The sequence below is a fragment of the Paracoccus sp. S1E-3 genome (assembly GCF_013868135.1).
Classification (GTDB): domain Bacteria; phylum Pseudomonadota; class Alphaproteobacteria; order Rhodobacterales; family Rhodobacteraceae; genus Paracoccus.
Genome location: NZ_JACEMU010000004.1, coordinates 915,145 through 931,639 on the forward strand (window position 1 = coordinate 915,145; position 16,495 = coordinate 931,639).

Genomic DNA, 16,495 nt, shown 5'->3' on the forward strand with positions numbered 1-16,495 from the left:
GGTCTCCTTTGGGGGGAAACCTAGGCCTCCGGCGCGCGCTGTGCCAGTCCCGAACAGACCGGGCAGTCGGGGTCACGCTGCAGGGTGATGCGCCGCGTCTCGCCATAAAGACCGTCAAAGATCAGCATCTGCCCGGCCAGACCTTCGCCGGCACCGGTGATCTGCTTCACGGCCTCCAGCGCCATCATCGCGCCGATGACGCCGGGCAGCGGGCCGACCACCCCCGCTTCGGCGCAGGCGGGGGCGAGACCGGGTGCCGGCGCCTGCGGGAAAATGCAGGCCATGCAGGGCGCCCCGCGCGCCGGGTCATAAGTGGTCAGCTGGCCTTCCCACTGCGCGATGGACCCGGCGATCAGCGGCACGCCCGCCCGCGCGCAGGCGGCATTGATGGCGGCGCGATCGGCGAACTGATCGCTGCCGTCCAGCACCAGATCATGCTGGGCGATCAGGTCGATGTCTTCGGCAGTCACCCGCTTGCGCAGGGCGTGCACATCGATCAGCGGGTTCAGCGCCCGCAATGCCTCGGCCGCGGCCATCCCCTTGGCGCGGCCCGCATCGGCGGTGCGATAGATGATCTGGCGCTGCAGGTTCGACACGCTGACGGTATCGGGATCGGCGAGTGTGATCCGGCCCACGCCCGCGCCGGCCAGATACAGCGCGGCGGGCGCACCAAGGCCGCCTGCCCCGATCAGCAGCACGCGGGCATCGCGCAGCTTCGCCTGCCCCGGCCCGCCGATCTCGCGCAGCACGATATGGCGGGCATAGCGGTCGAGCGCCTGATCTTCCGTCTTCGCCCGGGCCTCGGCCGAGGGCGCGGGCGTGGCCGAGGGCGCATCCGGTGCGGCCACCGGCATGAAGCGCGGCGCGTCTTCGGTGCCCCAGCGGCGCTCGGCCTCGGCCCGCAGACGGCCGACGATGGCGAAATAGCCGATCGCCAGCCCCAGCAGCATCCCGCCCGCCAGCCAGAGTTGCGGATCGAACCCGAGGCCGGCGCGGATTTCGGCGGCCGGGGCGGCCAGCATCAGCGCCAGCACCACCACCCAGACGATGAAGATCGCGACCAGAACCCGCAGCACCCCCCAACCCATCCACCAGGACAGGCCCAGAATGCTCAGAATGGCGATGGGCAGCAGCGCCATGGCCTAGCCCCGCCCGGTCGATCCGAAACCGCCGCTGCCGCGCGCGGTCTCGTTCACCGCATGGGTGGGGGTGAAGATCGCCTGCACCACCGGGGCGACGACGATCTGGGCGATGCGGTCCCCGTGACGGATCACCAGCGGAATATCCGAGAGGTTGATGACGATCACCCCCACCGGGCCGCGATAATCGGCGTCGATCGTGCCCACGCCGTTGACCAGCGACAGCCCGTCGCGCAGCGCGGCGCCGGAACGGGCGCGGACCTGCACCTCGAACCCCGGCGGGATCTGCATCCTGAGTCCGGTCGGGATCAGACGCCGCTCCAGCGGGGCCAGGGTGATTTCGGTCCCGCCCAGATCGGCGCGCAGATCGGCACCCGCCGCACCGGCGGTTTCATAGGCGGGCAGCGGCAGATCGGCGTCGGCCCCCGCATCTTTCAGGATCAGGATTTCGGGCTGCATCATCTGCTCCTCCGCAAGAAAAAGGCCGCCCGAGGGCGGCCCCGTCAGCCTCAGGCGCCGCTTATTTCGGCGCGATCATCATGACCATCTGCCGGCCTTCCAGCTTCGGCATGCTTTCGACCTTGCCGGTCTCGCCCACATCGTCGCGGACGCGGTTCAGCAGGTCCAGACCCAGATCCTGGTGGGCCATCTCGCGGCCACGGAAACGCAGGGTGACCTTCACCTTGTCGCCCGCTTCCAGGAACTTCATCACGTTGCGCATCTTGACATCATAGTCATGCGTATCCGTGCCGGGACGGAACTTCACTTCCTTGATGTCGATGATCTTCTGCTTCTTGCGGGCCTCGGCCTCGCGCTTCTGCTGTTCGTATTTGAACTTGCCCAGATCCATGATCTTGCAAACGGGCGGGGTGGCGTTGGGCGAGATCTCGACGAGGTCCAGACCGGCCTCCTGCGCCATCTCAAGCCCACGGGCGGGGGTGACGACGCCGATATTTTCACCATCCGCCCCAATCAGGCGAATCTCGGCGACACGAATACGATCATTGACACGGGGACCGGTGTCACGGTTGGGGGGCGGCGCGTTATGCGGACGACGAGCTATGGTTGGATTCCTTTGATAGACTCGGTTGAATGTCGGGCAAAATAAGGTGTTGCGGGGGCTGATACAACCGGATTTCCCCGGTTTTCGCGCCATCGCGCGGGGTTTTCGCCACGCCGTCATTGTGGCAACAGGGGGCGGAAGGAAACAAAGGGGCGCCCATGCCAAGGCTGATTGCCGTCATCGTCGCGTTGCTGGCCCTGCTCGGGGCCGGGTGGTGGGGCTGGTCCAACCCCGAATTGCTGCCGGACAGCCTGCGCGCGCGGCTGCCCGGCGCAGCCCCCGAAGTCGCCGCGACCCGGCCCCCGCTGCGCCCCGCCCCTGCGGTGCCTCTGCCGGCTCCTGCCCCCTCTCCCGCGCCGGCGGCGCCCCCGCAGGCGCTGACGCCGTCGCCGCAGGATGCGCCGCTGCCGCCCGAAACCGGCAGCGCCATGGCCGCCGAGACCGAGCGCGTGGCCGAAGCCGCCATCGCCGCCGCCAATGCCCGCGCCGAAGCCCAGGCCCTGGCCCGCGCCGAAGCCGAGGCCCAGCAGGCCGCCAGGGCGAGGCTGTCCGAGGCTCTGGCCGCGCCGCTCGCCGCCGGGGCCGACCCGGCCGCGATCCGTGCCGCATTGGCCAGCCTGACCGTCCCGACCGACCCGCTGGCCGCCCGGATGCAGTCCGAACTGGCGGCCGAGATCACCGGGCTGCTTGCGGATGCGGAGGCCGAGGCTGCGGCCGAGGCTCCGACGATACCCGCAGCCCCTGCAGCCGGGACCGCCGCTGCCCCTGCGCCGCCGGAAGCCGCAACATCCACCCCGGCCACCGTTACGCCTGCGCCTGCTCCGGTCGCCACGCCGGCGCCTGCCTCCGATGGGGCGGCATTGGGCGCCCGCATCAGGGACCTGCTGAGGTGAGCGCCAGTCTGCGAAACTATCTCGCCGCCCGACCGGAGGAATTGAAGGCCGGCCCGATCGCGGTGATCCTGTTCGAGGATGAGGTCGAGGTCGCCTCGACGCTGGACCATGCGCTGCGGGCCGGGTTCCGCACCGTGCTTGCGCTGTCGCCCGAACCGCTGGCGCTGGAGATCCCGCGCGAACGCGTTCAGCCGCTGATCTTCGACACGCGCCGCCCCGATGCGCATGTCAACGCCGTCAATGCCGTCAATGACGCTGTGCCGCCGGGGACTTGGCTGTATTATGGCTATAACGCCGAATACCTGTTCTATCCCTTCTCCGAGCAGCGGCGCGTCGGCGAAATGCTGGCCTTCCATACCGAGGAGCGGCGCGCCTCGATGCTGGCCTATGTGGTCGACCTCTATGCGCCCGACCTGCGGCAGTTCCCCGATGCGGTCAGCGTCGAACATGCCATGTTCGACCGCACCGGATATTACGCGCTGGGACGCAAGGATGCCGATGGCCTGCTGCTGGACCGGCAGCTGGATTTTCACGGCGGTCTGCGCTGGCGGTTCGAGGAATACCTGCCCGAGGATCGCCGCCGGATCGACCGCATCGCCCTGTTCCGCGCCCGTGCCGGTCTGCGCCTGCTGTCCGATCACCGCTTCAACGTCGAGGAATACAACACCTATTCCTGCCCGTGGCATCATAATCTGACCGCCGCCATCGCCTCGTTCCGGGTCGCCAAGGCGCTGATGCGCAACCCCGGTTCGCGCGACGAGATCGCCAGCTTCGTCTGCCGCAACTCGCATGAGTTTCGCTGGAACGCGCAGCAGCTGATGGATCTCGGCCTGATGGAGCCCGGCCAGTGGTTCTGACGCCGGCCCGGCCGCGCGGCTTGCGGGATGGCCGCGCGATGTCTAGATAGGGCCGAAATCCGGGTGACCATCCGTCAACGCGCGGACGCACCTCATCACTCAGCGGGCTGACGGCCCCGGCAACAAGGAAGGTTCCCCCCACCGATGGCGATGCAGAAGACGCAATTCGACAAGGACGATCTGCTGGCCTGTGCGCGCGGCGATCTGTTCGGTCCCGGCAATGCGCAACTGCCCGAACCGCCGATGCTGATGATGGACCGCATCACCGAGATTTCCGAGGATGGCGGCTTGCACGGCAAGGGCCATGTTGTCGCCGAATTCGACATCACCCCCGACCTGTGGTTCTTCGCCTGCCACTTCCCCGGCAACCCGATCATGCCGGGCTGTCTGGGTCTGGACGGGTTGTGGCAGCTGACCGGCTTCAACCTCGGCTGGCGCGAATGGAAGGGCCGCGGCTATGCCCTGGGCGTGGGCGAGGTCAAGCTGACCGGCATGGTTCGCCCCGACCGCAAGCTACTGACCTACAAGGTCGACTTCACCAAGGCGGTGCAGACCCGCCGGCTGACCATGGGCGTGGCCGATGGCATCGTCGAGGCCGATGGCGAGGTGATCTATCAGGTCAAGGACATGAAGGTCGCGCTGTCCGAAAGCTGAGATGTCGGGTCAAGGGGGCGCTGCCCCCTCGCGCCGCTGGCGCTCACCCCCGGGATATTTGGGCCAGAATGAAAAGGGGTCGCCGGTCGGACGGCCCTTTTTTCATGGCGCGATGAGGACGTTCCGCAGCGCTGCGCGGCCTTCGGTCCGGGCGGCGCGAATGGCGGCATCGAGGGCCGGGCGCAGCTGCTCGGGCTGCTCGACGCGGGCGGTGAAGGCGCGGCTGGCCGCGGCGGTTTCGCAGAAATCAGGGCTGGGGCCGAGCGAGGTCAGCGGCATGACGTTGGCGCGCGCCGCTGCGCCTTCGGGATAGCGGGCCGCCACCGATTGGCGCACCGCGCCCTATTCGTCATTGTCCAGCACGATGACGAGCACCGGCAGCCCAAGCGCCTCGGCCACCTGATGGCAGGCGGTGGGATTGACGAAGATATAGCTGCCATCGCCGAGCGTGGCGATGCAGCGCCGGTCCGGGTCGGCCAATTGCGCGCCCATGGCCGCCGGGAAGGAGCAGCCGAGGGCGCCGGAATGGGGTTCCTGAAACCACGAGCAGCGCTTCGGCCTCGGCGATCCATTCCGCCAGCGTGGCGATCTGGCCCCGATCCGGGGCGATCATGGTCGGACGGATGGTGGTGGGGTCCGCCAGCCCCTCGGCGGGCAATCAGTGCCGGAATTGGCAAAGACATAGTCCACGCCAAGCGCCTTCAGGCGGGGGAAGATGGCGCCCCCGGCGGTGATCGTCGCGGTCATCGGCTCATCCCCCCGTCAGCAGATGCGGCAGGGCGAGCGTGATGGCCGGGATGGCCAGCAGCAGCGCCACCCGCAGCAGTTCAGCGGCGAAGAACGGCAGCACGCCCTTGAAGGTCTCGATCATCGGCACATCCCTGGCGAGGCTGGAGATGATGAAGACGTTCATGCCCACGGGGGGCGTGATCAGCCCCAGTTCCACCACCACCAGAGCGAGAATGCCGAACCAGATCTTCAGGTCGTCGGTGCTCATCCCGAAGCCCGCACCTTCGGCACTGGTCTGGTAGAGGCCGCCGTTCAGTTCCAGCAGCATCGGCCAGAAGAAGGGGATCACCAGCAGGATCATCGACAGGCTGTCCATCAGGCAGCCCAGCAGGATCAGCGCGATCAGGATCACCACCATCACCGCCATCGGCGCCATGCCACTTTCGGCGATCCAGGCCGCGGCCTGCTGAGGCAGACCCACGCGGGACATGAAGATCTTCATCAGTTCGGCCCCGAGCAGGATCAGATAGATCATCCCCGAGGAGCGCGCCGTGGCCTTCAGCGCCCCGATCAGCCGAGGCCCGTTCAGGCTGCGCGTCAACGCGCCATAGATGGCGACCAGCAGCACGCCGATGGCGGCGGCGGGGGTGGGATTGAACAGCCCCGTATAGATCCCGCCCAGCACCAGCCCGAAGATCACCATCACCGGCAGCAGCCCCAGCGTGGCCGAGATGAACTCCGCCCGGCTGGAGACGCCGCCGCGTGGGCCGGCCTCGGGGCGGAGGCGGACGTATATGGCGATGGTCAGGATGAACAGCAGCACCGCGAGGATGCCCGGCAAAAGGGCGGCGGCGAACATGGTGACGATATTCGCCTCGACCATGACCGCATAGACGATCAGCACAACCGAGGGCGGGATCAGGATGCCCAGCACGCCCCCCGCCGCCAGCGAACCGGTCGCCAGCGCCGGCGAGTAGTTGTAGCGGCGCAGCTCCGGCAGGGCGACCTTGCCCATGGTCGAGGCGGTGGCCAGCGACGACCCGCAGACCGCGCCGAAGCCCGCGCAGCCGGCGATGGCGGCCATGGCGGTGCCGCCGCGCATCCAGCCGAGCCACGCATTGGCGCCCCGGAACAGCGCCTGGCTGAGGCCTGCGACCGTCGCCAGTTCGCCCATCAGGATGAACATCGGCACAATCGACAGATCGTAGACCGAGAACTGGCCGTAGGCGAGCGTCTTCAGCTGGCTCAGCAGCAGGGCCGGCCCGTTCAGCAGCATGATGCCGCCACCGCCGACGAGGATCATCGAATAGGCGATGGGCATGCGGATGGCGATCAGCGCCACCAGCAGGATCAGCGCGGCGACGCCGAGGGTGACGGGATCGCTCATCCGCGGGCCTCGCGCAGATCTTCGAGGAAGGTCAGCGCCGAGGTCGCCACCAGCAGCAGCAGCGAGGCGAGGATCGGCAGATAGGCCCACCAGATCGGGATCTGCAGGATCGCCGTGCTTGCGTTATAATCGCGCTGATCGACCATGCCGGGATACATCCGCCACAGCAGCAGGCACCCGAAGCCGAAGGCCACCAGCGATGCCAGCGCCCGCAACCCGGCCACCACGCGCGGGCTGGCGCGGGCGGTGAAGATGTCGGCGGTGACATTGGCATCGGTCAGCTGGCAATAGGGCAGGAAGGCGAAGACGGCGATGGCCACGCCCATTTCGGTCAGTTCGAAATCGCCCGAGAAGGACGCCCCGAACAGCGCGCCCAGCACGCTGACGGCGTTGACCGCCACCACCGCCAGCAGCAGGAAGCCGCCGAGGATCGCCCAGCCCGTGGCCGCGCGGGCGATCAGGGCGGCAGGGCCGCTGCGGCCCCCGGCTTCCTCGGCGAACATCACTGCGCCGCCGCGGCCGTGGCGTTTTTCGCGATCGCCGCGCGCGCGGTGGCGACGAGCGCCGCGCCGTCGATGCCCTGCGGCGCGACCTCCTGGACCCAGCGGTCGACCACCGGTTCCAGCTTGACGCGGAAGGCCTCGGTTTCTTCGGGCGTCAGCGTGATATGGGTGTTGCCACTGTCGACCGCGATCTTGATGCCGCGCTCGTCGATGTCGCGCCAGATCTTGCCCACCTCGACCAGCCAGTCGCGGTCCGAGGCGTCGCGGAACGCCTTCTGCACGTCTTCGGGCAGGCTGTCCCAGCGGGCCTTGTTCATCGACACCTGGAAGATCGAGGTGCCGAAGCGGGTCTTGTCGGCGCCCTCGATCTGGAACTGGGTCTGATCCTGGATCTTCAGCGCCGGAATGATCTCCCACGGGATCAGCGCGCCGTCGACGACGCCCTTGGACAGCGCCAGCGGCAAATCGGGGACCGGCATCGAGACCGGGGTGGCGCCGAGCGCCTCGATCACCCAAGCGCCGGTGCGGGTGGGAATGCGCAGCTTCATCCCGGCGAGGTCTTCGGGCGTGCGGATCTCTTTCGACACCGTCTGGATCCCCTGACCGGCATGGCTGTGCAGGAACATCGGCTCGACGCCCTTGTATTCCTCGGCCAGTTGGTCGGGATAGATATCCGCCAGCGCCAGATTGGCCGCAACCGGATCGTTGAGATAGACGAAGGGCAGTTCCATCACCTCGGTCCGGGGGAACAGGCCGGGGGTATAGCCGTTAAGCGTCCAGACGAGGTCGACCACGCCGTCACGGACCTGATTGATGAGTTCGGGCGGCCGCCCGCCCAGCGTCATGGAGGGGTAGATCTCGATCTTCACCTTGCCGCCGGAATTTTCCTCGACCCGCTTGGCCCAGGGTTCCAGCATGTCCTTCTGCGCCGGCGATTCCGCGCCCAGGAAATGGTGCAGCTTGAAGACATATTCCTGCGCCAGCACCGCGTCGGCGGTGAAGATCGTCCCCAGCATGACCGCGCCCGCGGCCAATGTCGTTTTCAGCTTCAGCATGATGTTCCTCCCTTTTTCTGTTATCCGGCACATGGATCGCTGTCCCGGCCGCGGCAGAGGGCGGACGTTGATCCGGCGCCGATCCTTCTCCCCTGCCCGACGCTATACGGAATTGCGGCACAGAAAATGCACTTATCACGCAGAAAGCTGGCCTCCTGCGATATTTTCCGCGGGCGCGTCAGCCGGGGCTGCCCAGAAGCGCCGAAAACCGTGCCATGTCGGGCACGTCCGGCAAGGCGCGCGCGGCCTGCCACAGTGCCTCCGCCCTGCCCGCCCCCAGCAGGCTGACGGCTTTTGCGCGCAGGCGCGTCTCGATCAGTTCCGGCGCCAGGCGCCCGGCGAGGTCGTGGCGCGCGGTCACGCTGCCGGTGCCCGAATCGATGGTCACCACGGCCTCGGTATCGCGCAGCGCGCGATCCCCGATCACCTCGACCCGGTCGCGCAGGGCGATCAGATCGGGCCGGGCGGCGGTCTCGGCGCTGTAGGATGCCAGTGCGGCAGTATCGACGCCGGCCAGCCGCATGGCGGCGGTCAGCCGATAGCTGAACTTGGCCTGAAGCCCGGTCTCGGGCGCGGCTTGGTTGCAGACATCCAGCCAGCGCGGCTGGGTGCGTATCCGCACCCGCGAGATGTGGTCCGGGTCCAGCGGCATCAGGCTGCCCACGGCCTCCAGCATGGCATGCAGCCCGTGACAGCAGGCGTGGAACTTATAGGAAATGCCGGGAAAGACCCATTCGGTCCCCAGCCCCGCGAAGGCATCATCCAGGGCGCTTCCGGCATGGGTCGGGCCGAAACCCTGCGCGCCCTCGATGGCGAGGGGCGCGGACTCCGCCCCGGCCTGCGCCAGCAGCGCGGCGGTCACGCCGGTCTCGGCGGCGAAGCCCGCATTCAGGGGCTTGCCCATGGTGCCGAACTGGCTTTTCAAGCCCGCCGCCCGCGTCGCTGTCAGCGCCAGGGCCTGCGCCATGGTGGCGCGGTCCAGCCCCAGCAGGCGCCCCGCCGCCGCCGCCGCGCCGAATGCGCCCGAGGTGCCGGTCTGGTGAAACCCGGCCTCGTAATGCGACCGGCCAAGCCACGCGCCCACCCGGCAGGCTGTTTCCAGCCCAACCGTCAGAGCGTCCAGAAAATCCGCGCCGCTGGCACCTTGCGCTTCGGCGACCGCCAGCGCGGCGGGGATCACCGCGACGCTGGGATGGCCGATATGCAGGAAATGGGTGTCGTCGTAATCCAGCGCGTGGCTGGTCGCGCCGTTCGCCAAGGCTGCCGCACGCGCGGCCGCGCGCCCACCGCCGATGACCGCGGCCACCCCCAGGCCGCCGCTGTCCTCCTGCGCCATTTGGCGGGCGGCACGGGCCACGGGTTCATCCACGCCTGCCAGACCGACCGCCGCCCAATCGGCCAGCGAAAAGCCCACGAAGCGGCGCATCTGCGCATCCGCGGTGACGGGCGCGGTGGCAAAGGCCGCCAGCATCTCGGCAAGGGTCATTTCGCAGCTCCTTCGGGAGGGGGGTCGAATGCGTCGATGCCCGCCCGCGCCAGCAGGCCCGACAGATCCATCGGCGCCGGAGGCGCCAGCGGATCGACCGGCTCCAGCCGGTGGGTCAGCACCATCCGGGCGAGCGCGGCGCGGTCGCCCGCGACTTCCGGGCCGGCCCGCGCCAGCATGGCGGCTTCCCACGCCATGATGGCCGCCGAGGCCGCATGATACAGCGCCGAGGCGGCGCGGCGGCTTTCGGCCTCGGCCTCGGCCCCGGTGGCGGCGTGCGTCAGATCGGCGGCGCGATCCAGCGCCCCTGCGATCCGCGCCGCAAGCGCCGGATCCGCGGCGTCCAGACAGCCGCCCAGATAATCCCGCAGCGCCGCCAGCGCCCCATCGCGGCGGCAGGCGCGGATCACGTCGAGCGCGACGATATTGCTGGTCCCTTCCCAGATCGAACCCAGATGCGCGTCGCGCAGCAGCCGGGCATCGGACCATTCCTCAATATAGCCGCAGCCGCCGCGCACCTCCATCGCGTCGCCGGCGACCTTGCGGGCGTCGCGGCAGGTGCGGAACTTTACCAGCGGCGTCAGGATGCGCAGCACCCGCGCCATCTGCGCGTCACCCCGGTCGGCGGCGTCCAGTACGCGGGCGCTGTGAAAGACCATGCTGCGGCCCTGTTCGGCCCAGACCAGCATCTTCGTCAGCTGGCGCTGCATCAGGGGCATGTCGATCAGCCGCCTGCCGAAGGCGGTGCGGTGGCGGGCGATGAACAACGCCTCGGCCACGGCACGGCGCATCATCCCGGCGCTGCGCACACCATTGGCCAGCCGCGACATGTTGATCATGTCGGTCATCTGCCGGAAGCCCTGACCCGGATCGCCGACCAGATAGGCCTCGGCCCCTTCCAGCGCGATCTCGCCCGAGGCCATGGACCGGGTGCCGAGCTTGTCTTTCAGGCGCAGGATGCGACAGGCGTTTTCGCGCCCGTCGGGCAGGTGCCGGGGCAGCAGAAACAGCGACAGCCCCCGCGTCCCCGCCGCGCCGCCCTCGGGCCGGGCGAGCACCATCGCCAGCGCGGCGTCCGGGTTCGAGCAGAACCACTTGTCGCCGTAAAGCCGCCAGACCCCGTCCTGCAGCCGGGCCACGGTGTCGATCGCCCCCACATCCGAGCCGGCCGCCTGTTCGGTCATGAACATGGCACCCTGATAAAGCCGGTCCATGTCCTGACTGGTCAGCCGGTCCAGAAAGCGCGCCTGCAATTCCTCCGAGCCGAATTTGCGCAGGGTCCGCGTCAGCGAGTCGGTCATGCTGAGCGGGCAGCACAAGCCGAACTCGGCCTGCACGAACAGATAGACCAGGGCATATTTCGCCAGCGGATGCAGGCGACCCCGCAGCCCGAAGACGCCGCCGCGATGGGACATGGCGGCCAGACCGAACGTGCCGAAGGCCACGCGCTCCATCTGCTGATAGGCGGGATGCTTGATGATGCGCTGGCGCGGGGCGCCGCTGCGGTCACGGATCTGAAGCACCGGCGGGTTCTGGTCCGCCGTCAGCGCCAGTTCATCCAGCCGCCCCCCCACGAGCGCGCCCATCTGGTCCAGCCGGGGGGCGATGACGGGTTGAAGATCGGCGGGCAGATAGACCGCCATCAGCGCCGCAAAGGCCGGATCGGCGCGATAGGCGTTGTGGCCCCGGCTGTCGGGAATATTGCGGTGGATGGTCATGGTCCTTCTCCCGGCGGACGGTCAGAGCGGCGTGAAACGGCCCTCGAAGGTGGTCGCTCCGCCGGGCCGTTCCAACCGGACAAGGCCCGCCGCGTCCTGAAACCGCACCGGCTGGCCCGCAATCAGCGGCGAAAGGCCGCGATAGTCGAAGCGGATCGCCCCCGTGCCTGCCCGCGCCGCAGCCCGGTTCATCAGCAGCGTGGCCTGCAGCGGACCATGCACGACCAAGCCGGAATAGCCTTCGATTTCGGTGACATAGGGATAGTCATAATGGATGCGATGGCCGTTGAAGGTCAGCGCGGAATAGCGAAACAGCGTCACCGCATCGCCGGCGAAATCGCCCGCGAAATCGGCCGGGTCGGGATCTGCCGGTTCCAGCGCGGGGCGGCCAGGTCCGGCCGGGCGATAGACGATCTGCTGGCGCTCCTCGATGCGCAACGCGCCGCCCACATGGCAGGCATGGTCGACGGTGACGAAGACCAGCGGCCCGCTGCGGCCGTCCTTGGGGGTGATGGCGGCGATGCGCGACGTTCGGGTGACCTGATCGCCCGGCATCAGCGGGCGGTGAAAGCGGACCTCGCCCCCCGCCCACATGCGGTTCTGGAAGGGCACCGGCGGCAGGAAGCCACCGCGTGCGGGATGTCCGTCAGGCCCGAGCCTATCACGCGGGGCGGCCGCCGGTGCCAGACACCAGTGCAGGCCCAGCGGCGCAGCTGCGCCGGTGTCGAACAGGTAGTCCCCGAAAGTGGCGCGGAAGCGGTCGATCAGCGCCGGGGTGACCACATCCGCAGCCATCTCGCTGCGGCCCAGCCAGGTGTTGAGGTGGTCGAAATCGATATCCGCCAGCGTGGTCATGGCTGCGTCTCCGCACGTTTCAGGATCCGCCGGGCGCGGGCCACCACCGGCGCATCGACCATCGTCCCGTCTACCGACACCGCACTGCCGTCCGCCGAGGCGGTGACGACACGGCGCGCCCAATCGATCAGGTCGGGGTCGGGGCGGAACCCCGCCAGCGCCGGGGCGATCTGGCGCGGATGGATCAGCAGCTTGCCGCCAAAGCCCATCTCGGCCGCATGTCGCGCGTCATCCGTGATCAGCGCCGCATCCTCGGTCGAGGCGGTCACCCCGTCGAGCGGCGCGGGTTTTCCGGCCAGCCGCGCGGCCATGACCAGCCGCGCGCGCGCCATCAGCAGCGGCAGGCGGGCGTGGGCACAGCGGAGGTCTTCGGCCATGTCGAGGCTGCCGAAGGCCAGCCGGTCGGCGGCGGCCGCGATTTCCTCGGCGCGGGACAGCCCAAGCGCGGTTTCCACCAGGGCGATCACCTCCATGCCCGGCGCCAGCGCGGCGCGCAGGGCGGTGATCTGCGCGCCGCTTTCGGTCTTGGGCAGCATCACCCCGTCGAAGCCTGCCGCCAGCGCGAAACCCACATCGTCGCGATACCAGGGCGTGCCGGCCGCGTTGACGCGCAAGAACAGCCGCACCTTGCGATCCTGCGGCAGGGCGCCTTCGGGGATACGGCGCACGGCGGCCTTGCTTTCGGGTGCGACGGCGTCCTCGACATCGATGACGACACTGTCGCGCGCCGCCGCGCAGGCCTTGGCGAAACGGTCGGGCCGGTCGGCCGGCACGAAAAGCGGAAAGCTGAGCGGACTTGAATCGGACGGGCTGGGGGCAGTCATGGCGGCACCTAGAAGCTGCGGGGCAGGCCGAGGACATGCTCGGCCAGGTAGGACAGGATCAGATTGGTCGATATCGGCGCCACCTGATACAGCCGCGTCTCGCGGAACTTGCGCTCGACATCATATTCCTGCGCGAAGCCGAAACCGCCGAAGGTTTGCAGGCAGGCATTCGCGGCCTCCCATGAGGCATCGGCAGCCAGCATCTTGGCCATGTTCGCCTGCGCGCCGGCATGTTCCATGGCGTCGAAGCGCCGGCAGGCCTCGAAGCGCATCAGATTGGCGGCCTCCACATGCGCATAGGCTTTGGCCAGCGGGAACTGGATACCCTGGTTTTGGCCGATGGGGCGGCCGAAGACCTCGCGTTCGCGGGCGTAGGCGGTGGCCTTGTCGAGGAACCAGTAGCCATCGCCGATGCATTCCGCCGCGATCAGCGTGCGCTCGGCGTTCAGCCCGTCGAGGATATAGCGAAATCCCCTCCCCTCCTGACCGATCAGCGCGGCGGCGGGAATTTCGAGGCTGTCGAAGAACAGTTCGTTGGTTTCGTGGCCGACCATGTTGGGGATCGGCTTGACCTCCAGCCCCTTGCCGATGACCTGATCCAGTTCGACCAGAAAGATCGACATGCCATCGGATTTGCGCGCCACCTCGGCCAGCGGCGTGGTGCGGGCCAGAAGGATCATCAGGTCGGAATGCTGGATGCGGCTGATCCAGACCTTCTGGCCATTGACGACATAGCGGTCGCCGCGCCGGATCGCCGTGGTCCTGAGGCTGGTGGTGTCGGTTCCGGTCGTGGGTTCGGTCACCGCCATGGATTGAAGGCGCAACTCGCCGCTGGCGATGCGCGGCAGATAGCGGCGCTTCTGGTCCTCGGAGCCGTGGCGCAGCAGCGTGCCCATGTTGTACATCTGGCCGTGGCAGTGACCGGCATTGCCGCCCGAGCGGTTGATCTCCTCCATTACGATCGAGGCTTCCGTCAGCCCCAGACCGGAGCCGCCGTATTCTTCCGGGATCATGGCCGCCAGCCAACCGGCCTTGGTCAGCGCGTCGATGAATTCCTCGGGATAGGTTTCCTCGGCGCCGTGTTTGCGGTGATATTCGGCCGGAAAGCCGGCGCAAAGCGCGCGCAGGGCATCGCGCAGGTCGTCATGGGCATCGGGGGCACTGGTTTTCACCGCTCTCTCTCCGTCCGGTCAGGCCTGCGGGCCGTTGTTTTTCAGGATTTCTTCCTCGGTGCGCTGCCAGATCTCGAAGGCCATGGGATCGCTGCGCTCCTCCAGCAGGTGCCCGACCAGCCCGATCGCGCGCGCCATGACGCCAAAGCCGCGCACGATCTGCCAGGGAAAACCGAATTCGCAGCAGATCGCGCCGATGGCGCCGGTGGCGTTGATCGGCAGCGGCTTGCCGCGCGCGGCCTCGGCGCGGGTCTGGATGCGCTGGATCAGGTCGACATATTCGCCTGCCATGCCGTTTTCGGCAGCGATTTCGAACAGGCGCGGGGTGCGCGGATCGACGGGTTTGTGCAGCGGATGGCCAAGGCCGGGGATGATCGCCTTGCGGGCGGTGAAATCCGCGACCACCGCATCGGCGATGGCGTCCAGATCTGCGCCCTTGCCCACTTGGTCCTGCGGCAACGCCTCATACAGCATCTTCGCGGCCCCCTCCATCGTGCCGACAAAGACCGTGCCCAGACCGCACAGCCCCGCCGCCACCGCGCCCTGCAGCGATTCCGGCGCCCCCAGATAGGTCATCCGCGCCACGATGGCCGAGGGGGTGATGCCATGTTCGACCAGTGTGATGACGATGGCATTGAAGACGCGCGACTCCTCGGGCGTGGGCTGGCGATGGGCGGTCAGCAGGAAGGCCAGATCGCCCAGGTTCATATGGCCGAGGATCTCGCCCGGCAGGTCCAGCCCGCGCACGGTGATCCGGTCGGGCGTGCTCCAGCCGATGTCGGAGGTCAGGTTTTCCTTGCGCTTGGCCATGGGTCTTCGTCCTTGCTTTCGGGATTGTCGGTTCAGGTCGGCATCGGGTGCAGGATCGGCGCGCCGGTCAGGGCCTGCACCTCGGAGAGGCTGTTGCCGGGGGTCAGCTCGACCAGACGGAAGCCCTCGGGCGTCACATCCAGAACCGCGAGATCGGTATAGATGCGGCTGACCACGCCCAGCCCGGTCAGCGGAAAGGTGCAGCGGCGCAGCAGCTTGGGACTGCCATCTCGGTTCACATGCCGCATCATCACCAGAATGGTGGGGACGCCCACGACCAGATCCATCGCCCCGCCCACCGCCGGGGGATATTTCTCGTCCAGCGTCGCCCAATTCGCCAGATCGCCGTTCTCGGCCACCTGATAGGCGCCCAGCACGGCGATATCGATATGGCCGCCCCGCATCATCGCGAAGCTGTCGGCATGTTCGAAATAGGCCGCACCCGGCACCGCCGTCACGAAGCGCTTCGAGGCGTCGATCAGCTCGACATCCTCCTGTCCCGCAGGCGGCGTCGGGCCGACGCCGAGGATGCCGTTTTCGGAGTGATAGATCACCTCGCGCCCCTCGGGCAGGAAGGCCGAAACATGGGTCGGCTTGCCGATGCCCAGATTGACGTATGACCCGTCGGGGATGTCGCGCGCCACCCGCGCCGCAAGTGCGTTATCGCTGAGCGAGATCATGGCCGGACCCCATATTCGACGACAGCCTGAACGAAGATGCCGGGCGTGACGACCTGTTCGGGGTCCAGCGGTTCGTCCGAAAGCTGGCGCACCTCGGCCACCGCATGGCGCGCGGCCATGGCCATCACCGGATTGAAATTGCGCGCCGTGGCGTGGAAGGACAGGTTGCCCCATCGGTCGGCGCGCTCGGCCCGCAGCAGCGCGAAATCGGCGCGCAGAGGGGCTTCCAGCACATGGCCCACACCGTCGATGATCCGGGTCTCCTTCCCTTGCGCCAGCAGCGTGCCATAGCCGGTGGGCGTGAAGAAGCCGCCCAGACCGGCGCCGGCGGCGCGAATGCGTTCGGCCAGCGTCCCCTGCGGCACCACCTCCAGCGCGATTTCGCCCGCCTCGAACCGGCGTTCGAACCAGATCGAGCCGGGCGTGCGCGGGTAGGAGCAGATGACCTTTGCCACCCGCCCCGCCTTCAGCAGCGTGGCGATGCCGGTCTCGCCGGCGCCGGCATTGTTCGAGATGACGGTCAGCCCGCTAGCGCCCTGTTCCAGCAGCGCCGCGATCAATCCGAAGGGGATCCCCGAGGAGCCGAAGCCCCCGATCATCACCACCGCGCCATCGGTGATCGGCGCCACGGCCGCAGCCAGATCGGGAAGTCGCTTGTCCATGTCCCCTC

Annotated in this window: 19 protein-coding genes; 3 read left to right on the forward strand and 16 right to left on the reverse strand. The window is 68.3% G+C overall.

Annotation, left to right across the window (positions count from 1 at the left end; genetic code table 11):
• Positions 1-20: 20 nt before the first annotated feature.
• The 3 genes from H1S04_RS04525 to infC all read right to left on the reverse strand — a co-directional run bounded on the left by H1S04_RS04525 (position 21) and on the right by infC (position 2,202).
• Positions 21-1,139 carry a HesA/MoeB/ThiF family protein gene (locus tag H1S04_RS04525; RefSeq protein WP_181744341.1) on the reverse strand — a complete coding sequence of 373 codons (1,119 nt, stop codon included), beginning with the start codon at positions 1,137-1,139 and terminating at the stop codon, positions 21-23.
• Between the two features lie 3 nt (positions 1,140-1,142).
• Entirely contained in the window at positions 1,143-1,598 is a 456-nt protein-coding gene (gene dut, locus H1S04_RS04530; protein ID WP_181744342.1) for a dUTP diphosphatase, read from the reverse strand.
• A 61-nt stretch (positions 1,599-1,659) separates the two neighbouring features.
• Positions 1,660-2,202, reverse strand: coding sequence for a translation initiation factor IF-3 (infC, locus tag H1S04_RS04535; RefSeq protein WP_366521903.1), 543 nt, complete (start codon positions 2,200-2,202; stop codon positions 1,660-1,662).
• A gap of 158 nt (positions 2,203-2,360) precedes the next feature.
• Here infC and H1S04_RS04540 point away from each other — a divergent pair, with 158 nt between their 5' ends.
• The 3 genes from H1S04_RS04540 (at position 2,361) to fabA (ending at position 4,606) form a co-directional block, all read left to right on the forward strand.
• On the forward strand, positions 2,361-3,095 hold the full coding sequence (locus H1S04_RS04540; RefSeq protein ID WP_181744343.1) for a hypothetical protein: 735 nt from the start codon (positions 2,361-2,363) through the stop codon (positions 3,093-3,095).
• Positions 3,092-3,952 (forward strand): hypothetical protein, encoded by an 861-nt coding sequence (locus tag H1S04_RS04545; RefSeq protein ID WP_181744344.1) that lies wholly within the window; start codon positions 3,092-3,094, stop codon positions 3,950-3,952. Before H1S04_RS04540 ends, H1S04_RS04545 begins: the two co-directional genes overlap by 4 nt.
• A gap of 144 nt (positions 3,953-4,096) precedes the next feature.
• Entirely contained in the window at positions 4,097-4,606 is a 510-nt protein-coding gene (gene fabA, locus H1S04_RS04550; protein ID WP_181744345.1) for a bifunctional 3-hydroxydecanoyl-ACP dehydratase/trans-2-decenoyl-ACP isomerase, read from the forward strand.
• Between the two features lie 102 nt (positions 4,607-4,708).
• Here fabA and H1S04_RS18605 read toward each other — a convergent pair whose 3' ends face one another.
• From H1S04_RS18605 to H1S04_RS04610, 13 genes are all read right to left on the reverse strand, one after another.
• A complete protein-coding gene (locus H1S04_RS18605; RefSeq protein WP_255435449.1) occupies positions 4,709-4,942 on the reverse strand; it encodes a hypothetical protein in 234 nt (77 codons plus the stop codon).
• 6 nt (positions 4,943-4,948) lie between these two features.
• Positions 4,949-5,098: a thiamine pyrophosphate-dependent enzyme gene (locus H1S04_RS18610; RefSeq protein WP_370470488.1), complete on the reverse strand. Its 150-nt coding sequence runs from the start codon at positions 5,096-5,098 to the stop codon at positions 4,949-4,951.
• 259 nt (positions 5,099-5,357) lie between these two features.
• The gene (locus H1S04_RS04560) at positions 5,358-6,722 is read right to left on the reverse strand and encodes a TRAP transporter large permease (protein WP_181744346.1); all 1,365 of its coding nucleotides are present in this window, start codon (positions 6,720-6,722) and stop codon (positions 5,358-5,360) included.
• Positions 6,719-7,225, reverse strand: coding sequence for a TRAP transporter small permease (locus H1S04_RS04565; RefSeq protein ID WP_181744347.1), 507 nt, complete (start codon positions 7,223-7,225; stop codon positions 6,719-6,721). Before H1S04_RS04565 ends, H1S04_RS04560 begins: the two co-directional genes overlap by 4 nt.
• Positions 7,225-8,280: a TRAP transporter substrate-binding protein gene (locus H1S04_RS04570; RefSeq protein WP_181744348.1), complete on the reverse strand. Its 1,056-nt coding sequence runs from the start codon at positions 8,278-8,280 to the stop codon at positions 7,225-7,227. Before H1S04_RS04570 ends, H1S04_RS04565 begins: the two co-directional genes overlap by 1 nt.
• Before the next feature lie 178 nt (positions 8,281-8,458).
• A complete protein-coding gene (locus H1S04_RS04575; RefSeq protein ID WP_181744349.1) occupies positions 8,459-9,766 on the reverse strand; it encodes an MmgE/PrpD family protein in 1,308 nt (435 codons plus the stop codon).
• Positions 9,763-11,484 (reverse strand): acyl-CoA dehydrogenase family protein, encoded by a 1,722-nt coding sequence (locus H1S04_RS04580; protein WP_181744350.1) that lies wholly within the window; start codon positions 11,482-11,484, stop codon positions 9,763-9,765. The genes H1S04_RS04575 and H1S04_RS04580 overlap by 4 nt, the downstream gene beginning before the upstream one ends.
• Positions 11,485-11,505: 21 nt before the next feature.
• Positions 11,506-12,339 (reverse strand): MaoC family dehydratase N-terminal domain-containing protein, encoded by an 834-nt coding sequence (locus H1S04_RS04585; RefSeq protein WP_220185085.1) that lies wholly within the window; start codon positions 12,337-12,339, stop codon positions 11,506-11,508.
• Positions 12,336-13,163, reverse strand: a complete 828-nt coding sequence (locus H1S04_RS04590; protein ID WP_181744351.1) for a CoA ester lyase — start codon at positions 13,161-13,163, stop codon at positions 12,336-12,338. The genes H1S04_RS04585 and H1S04_RS04590 overlap by 4 nt, the downstream gene beginning before the upstream one ends.
• Positions 13,164-13,171: 8 nt before the next feature.
• Positions 13,172-14,335 (reverse strand): acyl-CoA dehydrogenase family protein, encoded by a 1,164-nt coding sequence (locus H1S04_RS04595; protein ID WP_181744352.1) that lies wholly within the window; start codon positions 14,333-14,335, stop codon positions 13,172-13,174.
• An 18-nt stretch (positions 14,336-14,353) separates the two neighbouring features.
• Positions 14,354-15,145: a citryl-CoA lyase gene (locus H1S04_RS04600; RefSeq protein ID WP_181744353.1), complete on the reverse strand. Its 792-nt coding sequence runs from the start codon at positions 15,143-15,145 to the stop codon at positions 14,354-14,356.
• A 32-nt stretch (positions 15,146-15,177) separates the two neighbouring features.
• Complete coding sequence (locus H1S04_RS04605) at positions 15,178-15,825, reverse strand: 3-oxoacid CoA-transferase subunit B (RefSeq protein ID WP_181744354.1); 648 nt, start codon at positions 15,823-15,825, stop codon at positions 15,178-15,180.
• Positions 15,822-16,487, reverse strand: coding sequence for a CoA transferase subunit A (locus H1S04_RS04610; protein ID WP_181744355.1), 666 nt, complete (start codon positions 16,485-16,487; stop codon positions 15,822-15,824). The genes H1S04_RS04605 and H1S04_RS04610 overlap by 4 nt, the downstream gene beginning before the upstream one ends.
• Positions 16,488-16,495 lie beyond the last annotated feature (8 nt).